17 protein-coding genes and 2 tRNA genes are annotated in these 19,343 nt (G+C 35.2%); 17 read left to right on the forward strand and 2 right to left on the reverse strand.

The window, feature by feature from the left end; translation table 11 throughout:
• The first annotated feature begins 136 nt into the window (after window positions 1-136).
• The 12 genes from MHI39_RS00305 (at window position 137) to MHI39_RS00360 (ending at window position 12,384) form a co-directional block, all read left to right on the forward strand.
• On the forward strand, window positions 137-772 hold the full coding sequence (locus tag MHI39_RS00305) for a 50S ribosomal protein L25/general stress protein Ctc (protein WP_058006089.1): 636 nt from the start codon (window positions 137-139) through the stop codon (window positions 770-772).
• A 166-nt stretch (window positions 773-938) separates the two neighbouring features.
• Complete coding sequence (gene pth / locus MHI39_RS00310; protein WP_058006088.1) at window positions 939-1,496, forward strand: aminoacyl-tRNA hydrolase; 558 nt, start codon at window positions 939-941, stop codon at window positions 1,494-1,496.
• Window positions 1,497-1,653: 157 nt separating this feature from the next.
• Complete coding sequence (locus MHI39_RS00315) at window positions 1,654-1,884, forward strand: anti-sigma-F factor Fin family protein (protein ID WP_058006087.1); 231 nt, start codon at window positions 1,654-1,656, stop codon at window positions 1,882-1,884.
• Window positions 1,885-1,987: 103 nt separating this feature from the next.
• Window positions 1,988-5,518 carry a transcription-repair coupling factor gene (gene mfd, locus MHI39_RS00320; protein WP_139254952.1) on the forward strand — a complete coding sequence of 1,177 codons (3,531 nt, stop codon included), beginning with the start codon at window positions 1,988-1,990 and terminating at the stop codon, window positions 5,516-5,518.
• Window positions 5,519-5,890: 372 nt separating this feature from the next.
• Window positions 5,891-6,427 (forward strand): stage V sporulation protein T, encoded by a 537-nt coding sequence (gene spoVT / locus MHI39_RS00325; RefSeq protein WP_058006086.1) that lies wholly within the window; start codon window positions 5,891-5,893, stop codon window positions 6,425-6,427.
• Between the two features lie 158 nt (window positions 6,428-6,585).
• The gene (locus MHI39_RS00330) at window positions 6,586-8,148 is read left to right on the forward strand and encodes a polysaccharide biosynthesis protein (protein ID WP_071977241.1); all 1,563 of its coding nucleotides are present in this window, start codon (window positions 6,586-6,588) and stop codon (window positions 8,146-8,148) included.
• A gap of 12 nt (window positions 8,149-8,160) precedes the next feature.
• On the forward strand, window positions 8,161-9,621 hold the full coding sequence (gene mazG, locus MHI39_RS00335; protein WP_278892195.1) for a nucleoside triphosphate pyrophosphohydrolase: 1,461 nt from the start codon (window positions 8,161-8,163) through the stop codon (window positions 9,619-9,621).
• Window positions 9,622-9,642: 21 nt separating this feature from the next.
• Complete coding sequence (locus MHI39_RS00340) at window positions 9,643-9,915, forward strand: RNA-binding S4 domain-containing protein (RefSeq protein WP_058006114.1); 273 nt, start codon at window positions 9,643-9,645, stop codon at window positions 9,913-9,915.
• Window positions 9,916-10,530: 615 nt separating this feature from the next.
• Window positions 10,531-10,836, forward strand: coding sequence for a sporulation protein YabP (yabP, locus tag MHI39_RS00345; protein WP_058006082.1), 306 nt, complete (start codon window positions 10,531-10,533; stop codon window positions 10,834-10,836).
• Window positions 10,833-11,468, forward strand: a complete 636-nt coding sequence (yabQ, locus tag MHI39_RS00350) for a spore cortex biosynthesis protein YabQ (protein WP_180213853.1) — start codon at window positions 10,833-10,835, stop codon at window positions 11,466-11,468. Before yabP ends, yabQ begins: the two co-directional genes overlap by 4 nt.
• Before the next feature lie 38 nt (window positions 11,469-11,506).
• Window positions 11,507-11,905, forward strand: coding sequence for a septum formation initiator family protein (locus MHI39_RS00355; RefSeq protein ID WP_071977239.1), 399 nt, complete (start codon window positions 11,507-11,509; stop codon window positions 11,903-11,905).
• 74 nt (window positions 11,906-11,979) lie between these two features.
• Window positions 11,980-12,384: a S1 domain-containing RNA-binding protein gene (locus MHI39_RS00360; RefSeq protein ID WP_058006079.1), complete on the forward strand. Its 405-nt coding sequence runs from the start codon at window positions 11,980-11,982 to the stop codon at window positions 12,382-12,384.
• A gap of 154 nt (window positions 12,385-12,538) precedes the next feature.
• Here the strand turns inward: MHI39_RS00360 and MHI39_RS00365 are convergent.
• Both MHI39_RS00365 and MHI39_RS00370 read right to left on the reverse strand, forming a co-directional pair.
• Window positions 12,539-12,610 (reverse strand) — tRNA-Glu (locus MHI39_RS00365).
• 16 nt (window positions 12,611-12,626) lie between these two features.
• A tRNA-Met gene (locus MHI39_RS00370) sits at window positions 12,627-12,700 on the reverse strand.
• 257 nt (window positions 12,701-12,957) lie between these two features.
• Between MHI39_RS00370 and spoIIE the strand changes: the two genes are divergently transcribed.
• From spoIIE to hpt, 5 genes are all read left to right on the forward strand, one after another.
• A complete protein-coding gene (spoIIE, locus tag MHI39_RS00375) occupies window positions 12,958-15,438 on the forward strand; it encodes a stage II sporulation protein E (protein ID WP_342540496.1) in 2,481 nt (826 codons plus the stop codon).
• Between the two features lie 105 nt (window positions 15,439-15,543).
• Window positions 15,544-16,281, forward strand: a complete 738-nt coding sequence (locus MHI39_RS00380) for a VWA domain-containing protein (protein ID WP_058006077.1) — start codon at window positions 15,544-15,546, stop codon at window positions 16,279-16,281.
• Window positions 16,250-17,242: a protein kinase family protein gene (locus MHI39_RS00385; protein ID WP_342541404.1), complete on the forward strand. Its 993-nt coding sequence runs from the start codon at window positions 16,250-16,252 to the stop codon at window positions 17,240-17,242. The genes MHI39_RS00380 and MHI39_RS00385 overlap by 32 nt, the downstream gene beginning before the upstream one ends.
• A gap of 118 nt (window positions 17,243-17,360) precedes the next feature.
• Window positions 17,361-18,764 carry a tRNA lysidine(34) synthetase TilS gene (tilS, locus tag MHI39_RS00390; RefSeq protein WP_342540497.1) on the forward strand — a complete coding sequence of 468 codons (1,404 nt, stop codon included), beginning with the start codon at window positions 17,361-17,363 and terminating at the stop codon, window positions 18,762-18,764.
• A gap of 15 nt (window positions 18,765-18,779) precedes the next feature.
• Complete coding sequence (gene hpt, locus MHI39_RS00395; RefSeq protein WP_058006075.1) at window positions 18,780-19,325, forward strand: hypoxanthine phosphoribosyltransferase; 546 nt, start codon at window positions 18,780-18,782, stop codon at window positions 19,323-19,325.
• Window positions 19,326-19,343: the final 18 nt, after the last annotated feature.

The raw sequence follows: 19,343 nt of genomic DNA on the forward strand, positions 1-19,343 counted from the left end.
CGATAGTTATTAGTTAAACTTGCCTCAAATAGCAACAATGCCTGAGAAAAGAGCCTTGATTAATGTTTAGATCTCCTTCGATTTGGGGAATGATAAATTAGAGACTCTTTACATATATCTAAGGAGGTAATGGGATATGGCAACAACTCTAAATGCCAAAAAACGTGAGACAAAACAACATTCTGAACTAAAAAAACTTAGAGATTTAGGTAACATACCTGGAGTGATCTATGGATATAAGACGGAAAATAAATCTATTTTTGTAAGTGGAATTGACTTTTTAAAGGTAATAAAAGAAGTGGGTAGAAACGGTGTTATCTCTCTTAATGTGGATGGAGACAAACAAAATGTTGTTTTAAGTGAATTTCAGGAAGATAGCCTTAAAAAGGAACTTCTTCATATTGATTTTAAAGCTGTGGACCTATCAGCTGAAATGGAAGCAGATGTGAAGGTTGAATTAGTAGGAGATAGTCTAGGAGTAAAAGATGGTGGTGTTTTACAACAAGCAGTACATGAATTAACGGTGTCTGCAAAACCTAATGATATTCCAGATGTTATACAAGTCGATGTTTCCTCTCTCCAAGTTGGTGATACATTAACCGTTTCAGAGATAAGGAATAAATTCTCTTATCAAATTATGCAAGAGGATGAACTAACCATCGCTTCTATATTGGCTCCTCGACAAGAGGAGGAAATTAGTACCGGAGAAGAACAAGAACCTGGAATGCCTGATAATGTAGAAGGAAGAGAAACAAGTCCAGAAGGCGAATAAATCATGGAGACGTAACCAAGGGGTTGCGTCTTTTTAAACTTTAGACACTTTCCTTTATACAAACATCGTATAATAGTATAGGGAATGAAATTGTAAGTGTAATGTTACTTATTTAACATACAGGTGTTACCTATTTATGTGGTATAGTAAAATTGAGGTGTAATTAATGAAATTAATTGTTGGCTTAGGAAATCCAGGTTCTCAATTTGATCGAACTAGACATAATATTGGCTTTGAGGTTATTGATGAACTGGCTAAACGTTATCAAACTTCTTTGAATCAAACAAAATTTAAAGGTTTATATACAGTAATTAACAATCTTGGGGATAAGTTCATTTTATTAAAGCCGCTTACCTATATGAATCTATCCGGTGAAAGTATTCGTCCAATTATGGATTATTATGATATTTCAGTGGATGATCTGGTAGTGATCTTTGATGATTTAGATTTGCCAGTTGGGAAAATTCGTTTACGACAAAAGGGAAGTGCAGGGGGACATAATGGAATAAAGTCCACTATTGCTCATTTAGGAACACAGAACTTTAACCGTATTCGAATAGGAATTGACAGACCTGATCAAGGAATATCTGTCCCGGATTATGTTTTAGGGAAATTTAATAAGGAAGAATGGGAAGAGATGCAAATGATGATCAGAAAAAGTGCTGATGCTTGTGAGGAATGGTTGAAAAAACCATTTCTTGAGGTAATGAATCTTTATAATTAAAAGCCTTTTCTAAGATGATTTTTGTATCTCAATAAGATCTTTATAGCAAAGAAAGAGAGGACTTCACGAAGGACATTTAATTCAATATCAATGATGAATAACTCCTATTAAACAGGTTAATACTAATAAAAAGCATTGTTTATAAGGAGGCCTCAATATGGCGATTAACTATTTTTGCCGTCATTGTGGTACAAATATTGGAAGTATTGAACGATCATCGATTTATTCAGATCAAATTGGACTTCACACATTGACAAATGAAGAAAGACAGGAAATGGTTTCCTATGAATCAAATGGAGATATTCATATTCATTCTATTTGTGAAGACTGTCAAGAAGCATTAGATAGAAATCCAAACTTGCATGAATATGATTATTTGATTCATTAACCGCTTTGGAGAAAGATCCAAAGCATTTTTCTGTTTGGTCTTTTTAATATACATGATTATGAATTTATTTAATGGAGATATTTTGAGGGGAGGAACTGAAAGCTTGAAGGATTTACAGCAAATTATTTTACAGCAAGATGAGATAGGGTCTGTTATCACGGGAATTGAGGCAGGATTAAAGGAACAGCTTGTAGCGGGATTATCAGGATCCTCTAGGGCGCTATTTATCGCTTCTATTTATCAAAAAGTCCATCAATCCATTATTATTGTGACCTATAATCTTCATCAAGCACAAAAATTATATGATGATTTACAACAATTTATCTCCGATAAATCGCTATATATATATCCGGCAAACGAGTTGATTGCCGCTGAAATTGGAATTGCTAGTCCAGAGTTGAAAGGTCAAAGAATTGAAGCGCTAAACTTTTTGACTTCTAAAGCAAAAGGTGTCTTGATTGTTCCAATGGCTGGCTTACGTAGGATCCTTCCTACACCAAATATTTGGAAAGGCTATCAAATTTCTTTTCAAGTAGGTAATGAAATAGATTTAGAAAATATATTAGTAAACTTAAATACTATGGGGTACAGTCGAAATGAGATGGTGAGTGCTCCTGGAGAGTTTAGTTTGCGTGGTGGAATTTTGGATATTTATCCTTTAACAGAGGCTAATCCAATCCGTATTGAGCTTTTTGATACCGAGATTGACTCCATTCGGACTTTTTCAATTGAAAACCAAAAATCAGTGAAAAAGCTAGATAAAGTAATGATCGGTCCGGCAACAGAGTCCCCTGTAGACCCTGCTCAACTACCAATGATTGCAGATAAACTTGAAAAAGGTTTATCTAAAACATTAAAAAAAGTGAAAAGTGAGGCTTCTAAGGAACGATTAGTTCAAAATATAGGCTATGATTTGGAATTACTTCGAAATGGTCAAAAACCAGAACAATTTTTTAAATACTTATCTTTAGCCTATGAAGCGTCTACCAGTTTGCTAGACTATGTTTCTGGTAAGGGAATATTAATTCTTGATGAATTTAGCCGTATCCAGGAAATAAATGATCAATTAGTTAATGAGGAAGCGGAATGGTTTACCTCTTTATTAGAGGAAGGGCAAATTGTTCATGAAATTGAGGTATCACATAGTTTAACAAAATTATTAGCTCAAACGAATTTATCAAAAATTTATTTTTCCTTATTTTTGAGACATATCCCTAATACGAGTCCACAAAATATTTTAAATATCACTTGTCGACCAATGCAAAATTTCCATGGACAAATGCATGTCTTAAAGGCAGAAATTGATCGGTGGAAAAAGGGACGTTTTACTGTTGTTTTTCTCGGTAGTGATAAGAATCGTGTCAAAAAACTTCATAGTGTCTTAGAAGACTATGATATTGAGGCAGCAGTAGTTGAAGATCAAGGAAAAATCTTACCTTCTACAATTCAGATTATTGAAGGTGGGTTAAATACGGGTTTTGAGCTATCTATGATAAAATTAGCTGTTATTACAGAGGAAGAACTATTTAATAAAAGCACGAAAAAAACAGCTAGACGTCAAAAATTATCAAATGCTGAAAAGATAAAAAGCTATTCGGAGCTTAAAGTTGGAGATTACGTTGTTCATGTAAATCATGGAATAGGGAAGTATTTAGGAATCGAAACATTAATTATTAATGGGGTTCATAAAGACTATCTCCACCTGAGATATCAAGGAAGCGACAAGCTATATGTTCCGGTTGAGCAAATTGAACTTGTTCAAAAATATGTTGGTTCAGAGGGAAAAGAGCCTAAAATTTATAAATTAGGCGGAAGTGATTGGAAGCGGGTTAAGAAGAAAGTACAATCCTCTGTTCAAGATATTGCAGATGATTTAATTAAACTGTATGCGGAAAGGGAAGCGGCAAAGGGAATTGCCTTTTCACCGGATGGTGACCTTCAAAGAGAATTTGAAGCGACATTCCCATACCAGCCGACAGAGGATCAGCTGCGCTCTGTACAGGAGATTAAACGGGACATGGAAAGAATTAGACCAATGGATCGATTACTATGTGGAGATGTTGGCTATGGAAAAACAGAAGTAGCAATTCGTGCAGCATTTAAGGCGATAATGGATGAAAAGCAAGTGGCCTTTTTAGTACCTACAACTATTTTAGCGCAACAGCATTTTGAAACTATTAAAGAGCGCTTTCAGGACTATCCAATTAATATTGGACTACTCAGTCGCTTTCGGACAAAAAAACAACAAACAGAGACTTTAAAAGGGTTAAAAAGTGGGACGGTAGACATTGTTGTTGGAACGCATCGCTTATTATCAAAGGACGTTCAATATCATGATTTAGGGCTGCTTATTATAGACGAGGAACAGCGGTTTGGTGTAACTCATAAAGAGAAGATTAAGCAATTAAAGACAAATGTTGATGTGTTAACATTGACCGCGACACCAATACCTAGGACACTGCATATGTCTATGCTAGGTGTTCGAGATTTATCGGTCATTGAAACACCTCCGGAAAATCGTTTTCCTGTTCAAACCTATGTTATGGAGTACAATGGTCATTTAGTCCGTGAGGCAATAGAGCGTGAATTATCTAGGAACGGACAGGTCTATTTTTTATATAACAGGGTAGAGGATATTGAAAGGAAAGCAGAAGAGATTTCAGCCCTTGTGCCAGATGCCAGGGTAACCTATGCACACGGACAAATGACTGAAAGCGAGCTGGAATCGGTAATTTTAAGTTTTCTAGAAGGGGAATATGATGTCCTTGTGACAACTACTATTATTGAAACAGGAGTAGATATTCCGAATGTAAACACATTGATCGTTTTTGATGCTGATCGAATGGGTCTATCCCAGCTGTATCAATTGCGTGGTCGTGTAGGAAGATCTAATCGTGTTGCTTACGCGTATTTCACCTATCGAAAGGATAAGGTACTTACGGAGGTATCTGAAAAACGCCTTCAAGCTATTAAGGAGTTCACCGAGTTAGGTTCTGGATTTAAAATTGCGATGCGGGATTTATCCATTCGTGGAGCGGGAAATATATTAGGTGCTCAGCAACATGGATTTATTGATTCTGTTGGATTCGATCTGTATTCGCAAATGCTTAAAGAAGCAATTGAGGAAAGAAAGGGACAAGGGCAACCAACTGTACCAGCTTTTGAGGTTGAGTTAGAAATTGATGCATATATTCCTGATACGTATATATCTGATGGGCATCAAAAAATTGAAATGTACAAAAGATTTAGAGGTATTACACAGCTTGAGGAAGTAGAGGAATTAAAAGAGGAAATGATAGATCGTTTCGGTGAATACCCGTCACAAGTTGGACTTTTATTTACAGTAGCTGAAATGAAGGTGTATGCGCAAGAGGCGATGCTAGAATCAATAAAACAGATAAAACAGCAAGTAACGATACTAATGTCCGAACAGGGAACACAACAGGTTGATGGTCCAAAGGTGGTCAGTCAATTGAACAAATATGGTCGTGCTGTCGGATTTGGTATGGATGGAAATAAGTTGAAAATTACTTTGAATATAAAAGGTTTGGATCAAGAGAAGTGGCTTTCAGTCGCTTATGAAATTATTAAGGAAGTGAATTCGTCACTTAAAACAAAGGAACATGTTATTTAAACATACTTCTTGAGGCTGTCGAGCTACTCTCTCGACAGTCTTTTTTTATTGGGTAATATTGGAAAATGTGATACCGGTATAGGTTTGTAGAGAAGCTTTCTTCTTCACAAGCTGAGGAATATTTTTAGAACATGTTCCCTTTCTTAATATCTAAGGATTAAACATGTTTATTTAGATGGAAAGAAGGGAAATTAAATTATTGAAATGGTTATTTCAACCAGTCGTTATAAAAATGGCTTTCAAAAATGAACTCACATGTATAGAACTTTTTTGTTGAAAGATACTAATGTCAACAGAGGGAAAAGATTCAATAAAAACCAAGGCAATCATTCATTGCCAAAAAATCATCTGATGAAAGTGAGGCAACATAAGATGAAAGCAACTGGAATAGTTCGTCGAATTGATGATTTAGGAAGAGTCGTTATACCAAAGGAAATCCGTAGAACTCTTCGTATCCGTGAGGGTGATCCATTAGAAATTTTTGTGGATCGCGATGGAGAAGTAATCCTTAAAAAATATTCTCCAATTAGCGAATTAAGTGACTTTGCAAAAGAGTATGCAGAAGCATTATATGACAGTCTGGGAAGTCAAATACTAATATGCGATCGAGATGCTGTTATTTCTGTAGCGGGTGTATCGAAAAAGGATTATTTGAATAAGAATATTGGTTCGCCTGTTGAAAAGGTCATGGATGATCGTACCACTCAGATTGTCACACAAAAAGGACAAGTATCACTGATTGATGGATTTGAAGAAGAACTATCTTCCTATACTATTTCACCAATAGTAGCGAATGGCGATCCAATTGGCGCTGTCATTATTTTTTCAAAGGACCGTACACTTGGAGAAGTAGAACAAAAGGCTGCCGAAACAGCATCCGCATTTTTAGCAAGACAGATGGAACAATAGGTAAATACTTTACAAGAAAATATAATCTAGGTAAAGAAGCGGATGATCCTACCGCTTCTTTTTATGTCTTGCCATTATTTTTGACTGATTATGCTATAATACAAAAGATTTGTTTTAACTAATTACTTTTTAGATATTATAGGAGAGGTCGAATAACATTGCCTTCAGATAACTCGAGGTTATTTCTTAGGGGTGCGTTAATTTTAACAATTGCAGCAACCATTATAAAGATATTAAGTGCTGTCTATCGTGTACCCTTTCAAAATATAGTCGGTGATACGGGGTTTTATATTTACCAGCAGGTGTATCCGATTTACGGAATAGCTATAGCGCTGGCAACTTACGGATTCCCCGTAATTATATCCAAAATGGTGGCTGATGCGAAGAAAGTAAATGCAAGTGATGCTCACAGTATTGCTTTCGCAGCATTGATCATTTTAGGATTTATCGGTATTATTCTTTTTTCTTTTTTTTATTTCGGCTCACACATAATTGCTCACTGGATGGGAGATCGTCGCTTAGTACCTTTAATTAAGGTAGTAGCTGTCCCTTTCTTAGTTATGCCGCTTATTTCTACAATTAGGGGTTATTTTCAGGGAAAGAGGGAGATGTTGCCAACAGCTGTATCTCAAGTAGTCGAGCAGTTCATTCGAGTCATCTGTATTCTGCTTTTATCATATGTGTTAGTTCGTAATGGAGCAACTCTTTATCAGGTAGGAAGGAGTGCTTTCATTAGTTCGGTTGTTGGAAGTTTATTAGCTGCGGCTATTTTATTATTCTTTTATTTCCGTCATAAGGAAGAAGCATCGTTGCAACTTGGGCAGGCATTTAAATTTATCGGAAAAAAATTTATTATCCAAGGCATAGCCGTTTGTATTAGTGGAGCCCTACTTGTTTTATTGCAGCTAATTGATTCCTTTAATCTGTATTCGCTGCTTACTTCAACAGGCATACCTAGTGAAAAGGCAAAGGTACTAAAAGGAATTTATGACCGTGGCCAACCATTCATTCAATTAGGGACAGTAGTAGCCACTTCCTTTTCATTAACCTTGGTTCCAGAATTATCTTCCACTCTACAAGGCCAGAAAAAGAATTTAGAAGAAAAAATACAATTAGCCTTAAAAGTGAGTGTAGTTTTTGGATTAGGAGCTACTATAGGCTTAATTAGTATTATGGAACCTACAAATACTATGCTTTTTTCAAATCAAGCGGGTTCAAATGTACTAAAGGTTTTTTCAATTTCTATCTTTTTTAGCTCGATGATTTTGACCATAAATGGAATATTACAGGGTTTAGGGGATCTATCATCATCTGCTAAGTTTATTATTATTGGAATGATCATAAAAGTATTTGGAAACTATCTATTGATTCCTCAGATCGGCACGATGGGAGCAAGTGTTTCCACAATTATTGCGCTGTTCTTTATTTTATTGCTGTCTATTTATAAAATAAAAAGAGGAGGCATACACCTAAATTTAGGGAGTTTTTTTATTAGGCTATTAGCTAGTGCTGGAGTTATGGCTTTTATACTTCAATTATGGACTTATGTTTTTGATTACTTCCATCTCACTAACCGAATATGGAGTCTTTTTGAGTCATTAGGTGGAGTTTGTCTGGGTGGATTTTGTTATCTTTATTTGATAGGGTATTTTAAATTATTTAGAGAAGATGAAGTGAAGGAAATTCCTTTTGGTAAATATCTTTTACATAAAAAGAAATAATGGAGGATTATGATGAATGGACAAATAATAATTGTAGGCTTAGGTGCAGGCGATATTGATCAGCTTCCTTTAGGTGTATACAGGACGTTATCAAGTGCAGCGCATGTCTTTTTACGGACCAAGGAGCATCCGGTTGTACAGGAGCTAGAACGAGAAGGAATGAAATATACTAGCTTTGATGATATATACGAACAAAACGATCAATTTGAACAAGTCTATGAGCAAATTAAGAATCTGCTTATAGCGGAAGCACAAAATGAAGAAATTGTTTATGCAGTACCCGGTCATCCTTTAGTTGCAGAGAAAACGGTACAATTATTGTTGGAAGAAGGGCCATCAAATAATATTACTATTAAAATAGGTGGGGGGCAAAGCTTTATAGATGCTCTTTTTACTTCTGTAAAAGCAGATCCTATTGAAGGTTTTCAATTATTAGATGGTACCGATTTACATAAAAATGATCTCCGTTCAACTCAGCATCTCATTATTGGACAAGTGTATGATGCATATGTTGCTTCGGATGTGAAATTAACTTTAATGGAAAAATACCCCGATGATTATGAGGTAGTCATTGTAACAGCTGCAGGAAGTAATGAAGAAAATATTAAAAAAGTCCCATTATATGAGTTGGATCGACAAGTAGAGTTAAATAATTTAACGAGCTTGTATGTCCCACCAATGGATAAGGAACAATTAAAGGAATTTACAGTATTAAGGGATATTATTGCCCAATTACGAGGTCCTAATGGATGTCCTTGGGATAAAAAGCAAACTCATCAATCATTAAAGAAGTATTTAATTGAGGAATCTTATGAATTACTAGAAGCAATTGATGAAGATGATATTGATCATATGATTGAGGAGCTTGGTGATGTATTGCTTCAAGTAATGCTGCATTCTCAAATTGGTGAGGACGAAGGAATGTTTTCTATTGATGATGTAATCGAGAATATTTCGGAAAAAATGATTCGAAGACACCCACATGTATTTGGAGATGTACAGGTATCTAATGAGGATGATGTGGTAAAAAACTGGAATCAAATTAAATCGAAGGAACATGGTGAAGTAGATCAGCATGATTCTATAGCGAATCATGCAGGGAAAGGGTTGCCCGCAATCATGCGTGCATATAATTTGCAGAAATATGCAGGAAAGCATGGGTTTGATTGGAAACAAGCGGAGGAAACGTGGAAAAAAGTTAAAGAGGAAATAAAGGAATTTGAAATTGAAATGAAGAATGGAAATAAGGGTGATATGCTTTCGGAATTTGGAGATCTACTTTTTGCATTGATCAATACGGCGAGGCATTTATCCATCCATCCTGAAGAGGCACTCGAAAGGGCTAATCAGAAGTTTATGAGGCGTTTCTCATATATTGAAGATCAGGTGGTAAAAAGCGGAGGTTCTTTTCAGGACTTCACATTAGAAGAGTTAGATCAATTTTGGAATAAGGCGAAGATAAAAGGATTATAAGAGGTGAGAGTTATGGCAACGATGAGGTTGGATAAATTTCTAAAAGTATCTCGTTTAATAAAAAGAAGAACGTTGGCAAAAGAGGTAGCTGATCAAGGAAGAATAACGATTAATGGGCAAACTGCGAAGGCAAGTTCAAATGTGAAGGTAGGAGATGAACTGCAGGTTCGCTTTGGTCAGAAATTAGTGACAGCTAAAGTACTAAATCTTACAGAATCAACTCGTAAAGAAGATGCTGCAAATATGTATTCTATTCTAAAGGAAGAAAGACTTAATACGAATAATAATGATTAAGAGGATTTTAGACCCTTCCGAACATTGAATCTGTTTTTAGGCTCTTTTCTCAAACATTGTAGTAATGGTAATGCTTTCAATAACAAAAATAGGCTAAAAACCAGCAAATTCTTTCATTCTACTGAGAAAAGAGCTACAAACAGTAAAACAACGCTAACCCATTTATTCCCGTGTAAAAGTCAGCAGTAGGGCTTTTTACAAAGCAACAACTATACGAAAAAGTCTTTATATTAGGCTCTTTTCTCAAATGTTGTGACAAAGGTAATGGTTTCACTAACAAAAATAGGATAAAAACCGGCAAATCCTTTCATTCCACTGAGAAAAGAGCTACAAACATTAGGTGGACACTGGGTAGCTGTGAATGAAAAATAGGAAGATCAAAATAACGTATCTATGTCGCAAACATAAGGAAATGTCTTCTTTTGATGCAAATAAAGGAACTTGAGTCGGCTTAAAATAAAATAGTACTTCGAAACATCCCCTCTTCTTTCATTGAGTTTATGTTCCGCACAATTATGATTCATATTGTTCTTTTTTTACACTGCTTGTCATACACATATTACAAAGCTTGTTCAATGGATTTATTATGAACTGTGTAGGAAAGTGGGGGAGCAAATGAATCAATATTATGATAGTTCATCAAATAATAAAGCACCGTCCCAAGAGCATGATGTTATTATGAGGGGCCGAAAACTTTTAGACATTACTGGAGTTAAACAAGTTGAAAGCTTTGATAATGAGGAGTTTTTATTAGAAACCGTTATGGGCTTCTTATCTATTCGTGGTCAAAATCTACAAATGAAAAATCTCGATGTCGATAAAGGAATCGTATCCATTAAGGGGAAGGTATTTGATTTAGTATACTTAGACGATCACCATGGGGAGAAAGCTAAAGGCTTCTTTAGCAAAATATTTCGATGAGTTTGGCGACCCAATTTTATACCATGCTTGCCATGATCTCTATGGGAAGCTTTTTTGGTGCCACCCTTGATACGTATAATCGATTCTTGAAACGAGGGTCTAGAAAACGGTTAATTGTATTTATCAATGATGTTTTATTTTGGTTACTTCAAGGCTTATTAATCTTTTACATTTTATTTTTGGTTAATTTTGGAGAAATTCGCTTCTATATTTTTGTAGCATTACTCTGTGGTTTTGCAGCATATCAGGCATTAATGAAGACCACTTATCTTAAATTATTGGAAATTTCCATTGATCTTATTGTTGCTATTGCCAATTACATCAGTCATTTATTTATGACAATTGTTTATAGTCCTATAAAATGGCTAGTTATTCTACTGATAACCGTTGTTTTTTGGATGGGAAAAGCCCTTTATGCCCTTGTACAAACCATTCTTAAGGTGTTATTATTAATGGTAAAGATTTTATTTAAACCAATAATTTGGATAGTCCATCTTTTATGGCGAGCAATTCCGACATCCATTAAAAAAATAATCGAAAAGTCTTATAATTTAATTGCAGGTATTGTGAAAAAAGCAACGAATAAAACTATATCAGGATTACAAACCATTCTTAAAATATTTAAGAGATAATTCTACTAATGAGATGTGCTTGTAAAGGAGGTATGAGAATGGGTGAGAAAGCGAAGCGAAATATTGCACCAATGCAAAATGCATATATGACACAGCACCATGTAAAAGAAAAAGTGTTGGCTAAAAGGAAAAAATTACTATTTAGAAGACTAGCTATCTTTTTTTTACTAATGATAACCATTTCGTATATGTTGATTTCTACACTCATATCTAGAAATGACCTTCTTAGTGAAAAGAAAATGGAAAAAGAAAAACTTGAAAAGACCATCGCTCAATTAGATAAGAAACATGCATTGTTAAAGGATGAGATCGTGAAATTAAATGATGACGAATACATTGCTAAGCTGGCTAGAAGTGAATATTTTCTATCAGAAGATGGAGAAATTATCTTTAATATTCCCAAGCCTAAAGATAAGGAAGAAGATGAGTCTTATTGACACCCTTTTTTAACGTTGGCTATAATATAGATTAAGGTTTATTTTTTATCTTTTTAAGGAGGAAATAATTTTTTATGTCAATCGAAGTAGGCAGCAAGTTACAAGGAAAGGTAACAGGCATCACAAATTTTGGAGCGTTTGTCGAACTGTCAGAAGGCTCAACAGGACTTGTTCACATTAGTGAAGTAGCCGATAATTATGTTAAAGATATTAACGAACATTTAAAAGTCGGTGACGAAGTTCAAGTAAAAGTGATCAATGTTGAGAAGGATGGCAAAATTGGACTTTCAATACGTAAAGCCAAGGAGCAAACACAAACCCAGCGTCCACGTCAAAACAAATCAAATAATAATTTTCGTGCGAAAGAAAACTTTGAACAAAAAATGGCTCGTTTTTTAAAGGATAGTGAAGATCGTTTGTCATCATTAAAACGTAATACAGAATCAAAACGTGGTGGCCGTGGTGCTAGACGTGGCTAACTTGCTGTCTATTTATATATAGCAGGTGAACGTAATGAAAAGGTAGGACTATTGATTAGGCCTACCTTTTTTATATATAAAAATATTCTTGCTAGGAAATTAGATGCATAAAAAAAGGGAATCAGCATATATGCTGATTCCCTTTTTTGTATGATGACCCGTACGGGATTCGAACCCGTGTTACCGCCGTGAAAGGGCGGTGTCTTAACCGCTTGACCAACGGGCCACTCTAATAATTTTTATAGCGGCGGAGGGGATCGAACCCCCGACCTTACGGGTATGAACCGTACGCTCTAGCCAGCTGAGCTACACCGCCGTAAAACAAGTTACTTTAAAAGCACAATTTCTATAATACAGAGCGATTTAAATTATGTCAATATATTTTTGTGAGGTTTTTAAAAAGCTTTAATGAATCTAAACTACATATCTATTTAAAAACTTGTTTAGTTTTTAGGCATTTCGCAGAACAAAGTCGAACTTTTCTTTCAATTCGCTTCTCTATTTTGACAAAGTTTTAAGCTTGTCCATTTTATAATAGACAACAACTAAATGAGATAGGGAGTTGTGTGAATTATGGCAAAAATGGAACATACCTTTATTGAACCAGGACGGAATGTAAATCTAAAGGAAACAAAAGTGGAGTTTTCTAAAGGAGTGAGTCGACTTCAACTCAAGCTAGGAGTCATTTTCTTTCAAAAGGGTATTGTTTTGCTACTCATAGGTTTCTTATTGGGAAGGGCATTGATTTTATCTCACTTAACACCTTTTTCACTTCCTTTTTTCGCGTCTGTTTACATGATGAGAAGAAAAAAGTCCCCAATTGTTTTGTTTGGCTTAGCAGCAGGTTCATTAAGTATTTCGATGGGAAATGCATTTTACACACTCATATCAGGGATTGTCTTCTTACTCATATATAAAACGATAGGAAGACTACATAAAGATGAAATAAAGGTAATTCCTTTTTATGTATTTGTCGTTTCCTTTTTATCGAAATGTGGATACTTCTATATAGCAGGTAATCAGAACATCACATTATATGATGGAATGATGGCCGCAGTCGAAGCTAGTCTAACTTTCATACTTACACTTATCTTTATGCAATGTATTCCATTAATATCACTAAGAAAAAGAAAAAAGACATTAAAAACGGAGGAAGTCATTAGTTTAATTATCTTATTTGCCTCTGTATTAACAGGTACCATTGGTTGGACAATTTATGATTTGTCTGTAGAGCATATCTTATCTAGATATTTAGTACTTCTCTTAGCTTTTGTTGCTGGTGCAACAGTAGGTTCGACTGTAGGAGTAGTTACTGGACTTATCTTTAGCTTAGCGAATGTTTCGAGCTTTTATCAAATGAGCTTACTTGCCTTTTCTGGCTTATTAGGCGGGCTTCTAAAAGAAGGAAAAAAGATCGGTACAGCAGTAGGCTTGCTTATTGCAACATTACTTATTGGAATGTATGGGGAAGTAAAGACGCCATTGATCGTTAATATTTATGAATCATCTATAGCCATTTTTTTATTGTTTTTAACCCCAAAGTCCTTAACATCAAAGCTTGCAAAACATATACCTGGTACAAATGAATATACTCAGGAGCAGCAGCAATACATCCGAAAAATAAGGGACATTACCGTGAATAGGGTGGAGCAATTTTCATCCGTTTTCCAAGCGCTATCCAAGAGCTTCTCACAATTTGATCAGTGGAGGGAATTCGATCATGAGGATCAGGAATTGGATTATTTCTTAAGCAATGTCACTGAAAGGACATGTCAAAACTGTTTTAAAAAGGAGCAATGCTGGGCAAAAAACTTTAATAAAACCTATGATTTAATGAAAAAAGTTATATATGAAACAGATAAAGGGGAAGGGGTGATACCTCAGAGGGTTCATCGAGAACTTGATAAGCATTGCTCTAAATCAAAAAAAGTAGAGGATGCGATTCTTCAGGAACTTACTTTTTACCAGGCAAATCAAAAGTTAAAAAAGCAGGTAAAGGAGAGCCGAAAACTAGTTGCAGAGCAATTACTTGGTGTCTCAGAGGTAATGGGTGATTTTGCAAAGGAAATACAGCGTGAACGTGAGAATCATCATAAGCAAGAGGAAATGATCCTAGATAGCCTTCAGGATTTTGGTCTTGACGTTGAACAGGTGGAAATTTATAGCTTAAATGTGGGGAATGTAGATATTGATATGACCATTCCTTACTGTAATGGACATGGTGAATGTGAAAAAATTATCGCTCCATTGCTATCTGATATTTTAGGAGAAACGATTATCGTTCAAAAAGAAGAATGTGCATCTTATCCTAATGGATTTTGCTATGTCACTTTCCGTTCTGCACAGGCATTTGTTGTCGAAACAGGAGTCGCACATGCAGCTAAAGGAGGGGGATTCGTTTCCGGCGACAGCTACTCCACAATTGATTTGGGAACGAGAAAATATGCAGTGGCTATAAGCGATGGAATGGGAAATGGGGAGCGTGCTCATCAAGAAAGTAATGAAACTCTTCGTCTTCTGCAAAAGATATTGCAGTCAGGTATTGAAGAAAAGGTTGCTATTAAATCGGTTAATTCTGTATTGTCATTAAGAACAACAGATGAAATTTTTTCCACCTTGGACCTTGCAATGATTGATCTTCAGGATGCTAGTGTTAGATTTTTAAAGATTGGTTCAACACCGAGCTTTATTAAACGAGGAGATAAAGTAATTAAAATTGAATCTAGTAACTTGCCGATGGGAATGATTCAAGAATTTGATGTAGATGTTGTATTAGAACAAATGAAAGCTGGAGATCTTTTGATTATGATGAGTGATGGTATTTTTGAAGGACCGAAACATGTGGAAAACTATGATTTATGGATGAGAAGAAAAATAAGAGAAATTGAGACAAAAGATCCTCAAGAAATTGCTGATTTAATTATGGAGGAGGTTATTCGAACACGTTCCGGAATGATTGATGATGATATGACCATTGTAGTGGCTAAGCTTGAACATAATACACCGAAATGGGCTGCCATTCCGGCGGGAAAAGGAAAGGAAATGATTTCATAAAAGAGAAACATATTATAGTATAAAATCCCTCCAATTCGTCGAAGATGGGTAATAGGAAAATGATTGGGAATCGATTGAATCAGGGAGGGGAAACCGGGGAAACCTTTGAAGACAGCTAAATTAAAACAAATCTTATTAATTACAGACGGGTGCTCGAATCAGGGAGATGATCCGGTTGCAATGGCAGCTCTTGCAAATGAACAAGGGATTACTGTTAACGTCATTGGTGTAATGGAGAATGATGTAATCGATGAAAAGGGTATGAGTGAAATTGAAGGAATTGCCTTATCAGGTGGTGGTGTTAGTCAAATTGTTTATTCGCAAATCTTATCACAAACGGTTCAAATGGTAACGAGAAAAGCAATGACCCAAACTCTACAAGGAGTAGTTAATAAGGAATTAAAACAAATTTTAGGAAAGTCTACTTCTATGGAGGAATTACCTCCCGAACAAAGAGGTGAGGTAATGGAAGTAGTGGATGAATTGGGTGAAACAGTAGATTTAGATTTGTTGGTTCTTGTCGATACAAGTGCAAGTATGAAACATAAGCTACCAACAGTTAAGGAAGCCTTGCTGGATCTATCTTTAAGTTTAAATGCACGAATGGGAAATAATCAATTTTCAGTCTTTGTATTTCCTGGGAAAAGGAAAGATGTCGAAAAATTGCTAGAGTGGACTCCAAATCTTGAATCTTTGACTAGTGTCTTTTCAAAGCTTAGTGTAGGTGGCATCACACCAACTGGACCAGCTATTAAAGAAGCTATGACATATTTTAAGAAAAAACGTTCTTTAAGGGGATTGCTTTCAAATGATGACGAACAATACTTTGAAGAGTCAATTTAATTTTCCTGCTGGAACGACTGTCACAGGAAAATGGCATAAAAAAAGTTATATTTTAGTGAGGTTATTGGGGTCTGGTGCCAATGGTATTGTTTATTTAGCAAAAAGCAATGATCGTTTTGTAGCACTAAAGATGAGTGATAACACTATGTCTGTCACTTCAGAAGTAAATGTTCTGAAAGCATTTGCTAAGGTCCAAGGGTCTGCCCTCGGGCCTTCTTTGTTAGATATTGACGATTGGGAAACGCCAAAAATGAAGATTCCCTTTTATGTAATGGAATATATCCAGGGACCGCATTTATTAGACTTCATTCAAAAAAAGGGACATTCATGGACGGGTGTATTAATGTTGCAATTATTACAGGATCTACATCGGTTACATGAAGAAGGTTGGGTATTTGGTGATCTTAAACCAGATAATTTAATTATCACTCATTCGCCAACAAAAATTCGTTGTATTGATGTTGGAGGAACAACATTAAGTGGAAGAGCCATAAAGGAGTTTACGGAGTTTTTTGATCGAGGATATTGGGGAGCAGGAACGAGAAAGGCAGAGCCTTCCTATGATCTATTTGCTCTATCAATGGTCATAATAAACTTATTTTATCCTGCGCGGTTTTCTAAAAAGGGTGATGGTGTCGAACAATTGAAAAGGATGATTCGCAGAAAGCCAGAGATGGCTATCTATGAAAATATTTTATTTGATGCGATAGATGGTCAATATTATTCCGCATTAGACATGAGGAAAGATCTACTAAAGGTTTTGTCTAACGATACGATGAAGCCGGTGAAAAATAGAAACTCTATTCCATCAAGCAGAAGAGCAAAAGTAAATAAACAGGTTACGCCTACAAGGCAAACATCACGTAAGAAGAAGAGAGCATCACGAGTTTTTGAAACAATTGTTATTATTGTGCTCGTATCTTTTCTATACTTTATATATATATATGAACAGCTATTATAAGTGTAATGTAGTGAAAGAAAAAATGTCACAATTAAATAGATAAATTAAAGAGGATTATTGGTACAATTAGTGTATAGAATGGAAAGGTCATACTTTCGCTGAAAAGGAACGAGTATAAATGTTACCGTTTGAAAGAAAAGTCGATGATTTTATTAAAACGAATACGTTGATAACAAAGGGGGATTCAGTTCTTATAGGTGTATCAGGTGGACCTGATTCTGTTGCATTACTGCACTATCTAGTTCAAAAAAGGAATATATATAATATATCCATCCGTGCTGCCCATGTTGATCATATGCTACGAGGGAAGGATTCGTATAATGATCTTCTATTTGTTCAAGAATTATGCAAACAATGGAACATTCCTTGTGAAGCAATTAGAATTAATATTCAAGAGAAAATGGGTGCCCTAAACAAAGGCATGGAAGAAACAGCCAGAATCTACAGGTATCATTTTTTTCAGGATATTATGGAAAAATACCAGCATAATAAGCTTTTACTTGGACACCATGGTGATGATCAGATTGAAACTATTTTAATGAGATTGACTCGAGGGAGCACAGGAAAAGGAAGAGCAGGGATTCCGCTACGGAGAGCTTTCGCAAACGGAGAAATTATAAGACCTCTCCTTTGTGTTACGAAAAAAGAAATCGAAGAGTACTGCCATATTCATGATTTAAGCATAAGAATTGATTCAAGTAATTTTGAACAGGATTATACTAGGAATCGGTTTCGATTAAATGTATTACCTTTTTTAAAAAAAGAGAATAACCATGTTCACGAGCATTTTCAGCGATTTAGTGAAGAGATATTATCTGATGAAGCTTTTTTGCAGGAATTAACGTTAGAAAAAATGAATAAATTATGGAATAAAATGAAAAATGAAGTAGTGATAGAAATTCCATCTTTTATTGAAATGCCTTTGCCTTTACAAAGAAGAGGGATTCAACTAATATTAAACTATCTTTACAATGAAAATCCTTCCTTTGTAACTGCGGTACATACAGATGATATTCTTAAATTATTATTAAGTAATCATCCATCTGGACGCTTAGATCTTCCCTTAGGTTTAAAGGTAAGGAGATCGTATCAGCAGTGTACATTCTCTTTTATAAAGGAGAACCAAAACCATACATATGAAATGAAATTGTCCTTAAACAGTGAAGTAGACTTACCAAATGGCTATTGTGTTAGGTTTCTGAAGGGAAAGGTAACTGAAAATCCTTCTTTACAGGATCAAACATGTATGTATTTGGAGGATATCCAGCTGCCCTTAGTAATTAGAAATAAGAAAGCTGGGGACCGAATGAAGGTAAAAGGACTAAATGGATCCAAAAAAGTGAAGGATATATTTATTGATGAAAAAATCCCAAGAGAAAAAAGGGATGAATGGCCAATTGTTGTTGACCAACAGGGCGATGTATTATGGATACCTAAGTTAAAGAAATCTACCTATGATATATTGCCAACATTTGAGCAAACTTGTTATATCTTACAATACTTTAAGCAAACATTCTCCTAGGAGGCAAACATTTTAATGAAACAGGATATTGAAAAGGTATTAATTAGCGAAGAAGAAATACAACAAAGAACAAAAGAATTAGGCAAAGAATTGTCACTTGAATATAAGGATCGATTTCCTTTGGCAATTGGAGTTCTAAAAGGCGCAACATTATTTATGTCTGATTTATTAAAACAAATGGATACTTACTTAGAAATGGACTTTATGGATGTTTCAAGCTATGGTAAATCTATGGTATCTTCTGGAGAAGTGAAAATTTTAAAGGATTTAGATACTTCTGTAGAAGGAAGAGATATCTTAATTATCGAGGATATCATTGATAGCGGTCTTACATTAAGCTATTTGGTTGAGTTGTTCCGTTATCGTAAGGCAAAATCGATAAAGATTGTCACTCTTTTAGACAAACCTTCTGGAAGAAAAGCAGACATTCAAGCTGATTATGTAGGATTTGATGTGCCTGATGCATTTGTTGTTGGTTATGGATTAGATTATGCTGAGAAATACAGAAATCTCCCATATATTGGCGTTTTAAAACCTGAAGTGTATAACAAAAGTGAATAAGTTTAAAATAAAGGGTAT

The sequence above is a fragment of the Heyndrickxia sp. FSL K6-6286 genome, from assembly GCF_038630395.1.
Lineage (GTDB): Bacteria > Bacillota > Bacilli > Bacillales > Bacillaceae_C > Heyndrickxia > Heyndrickxia oleronia.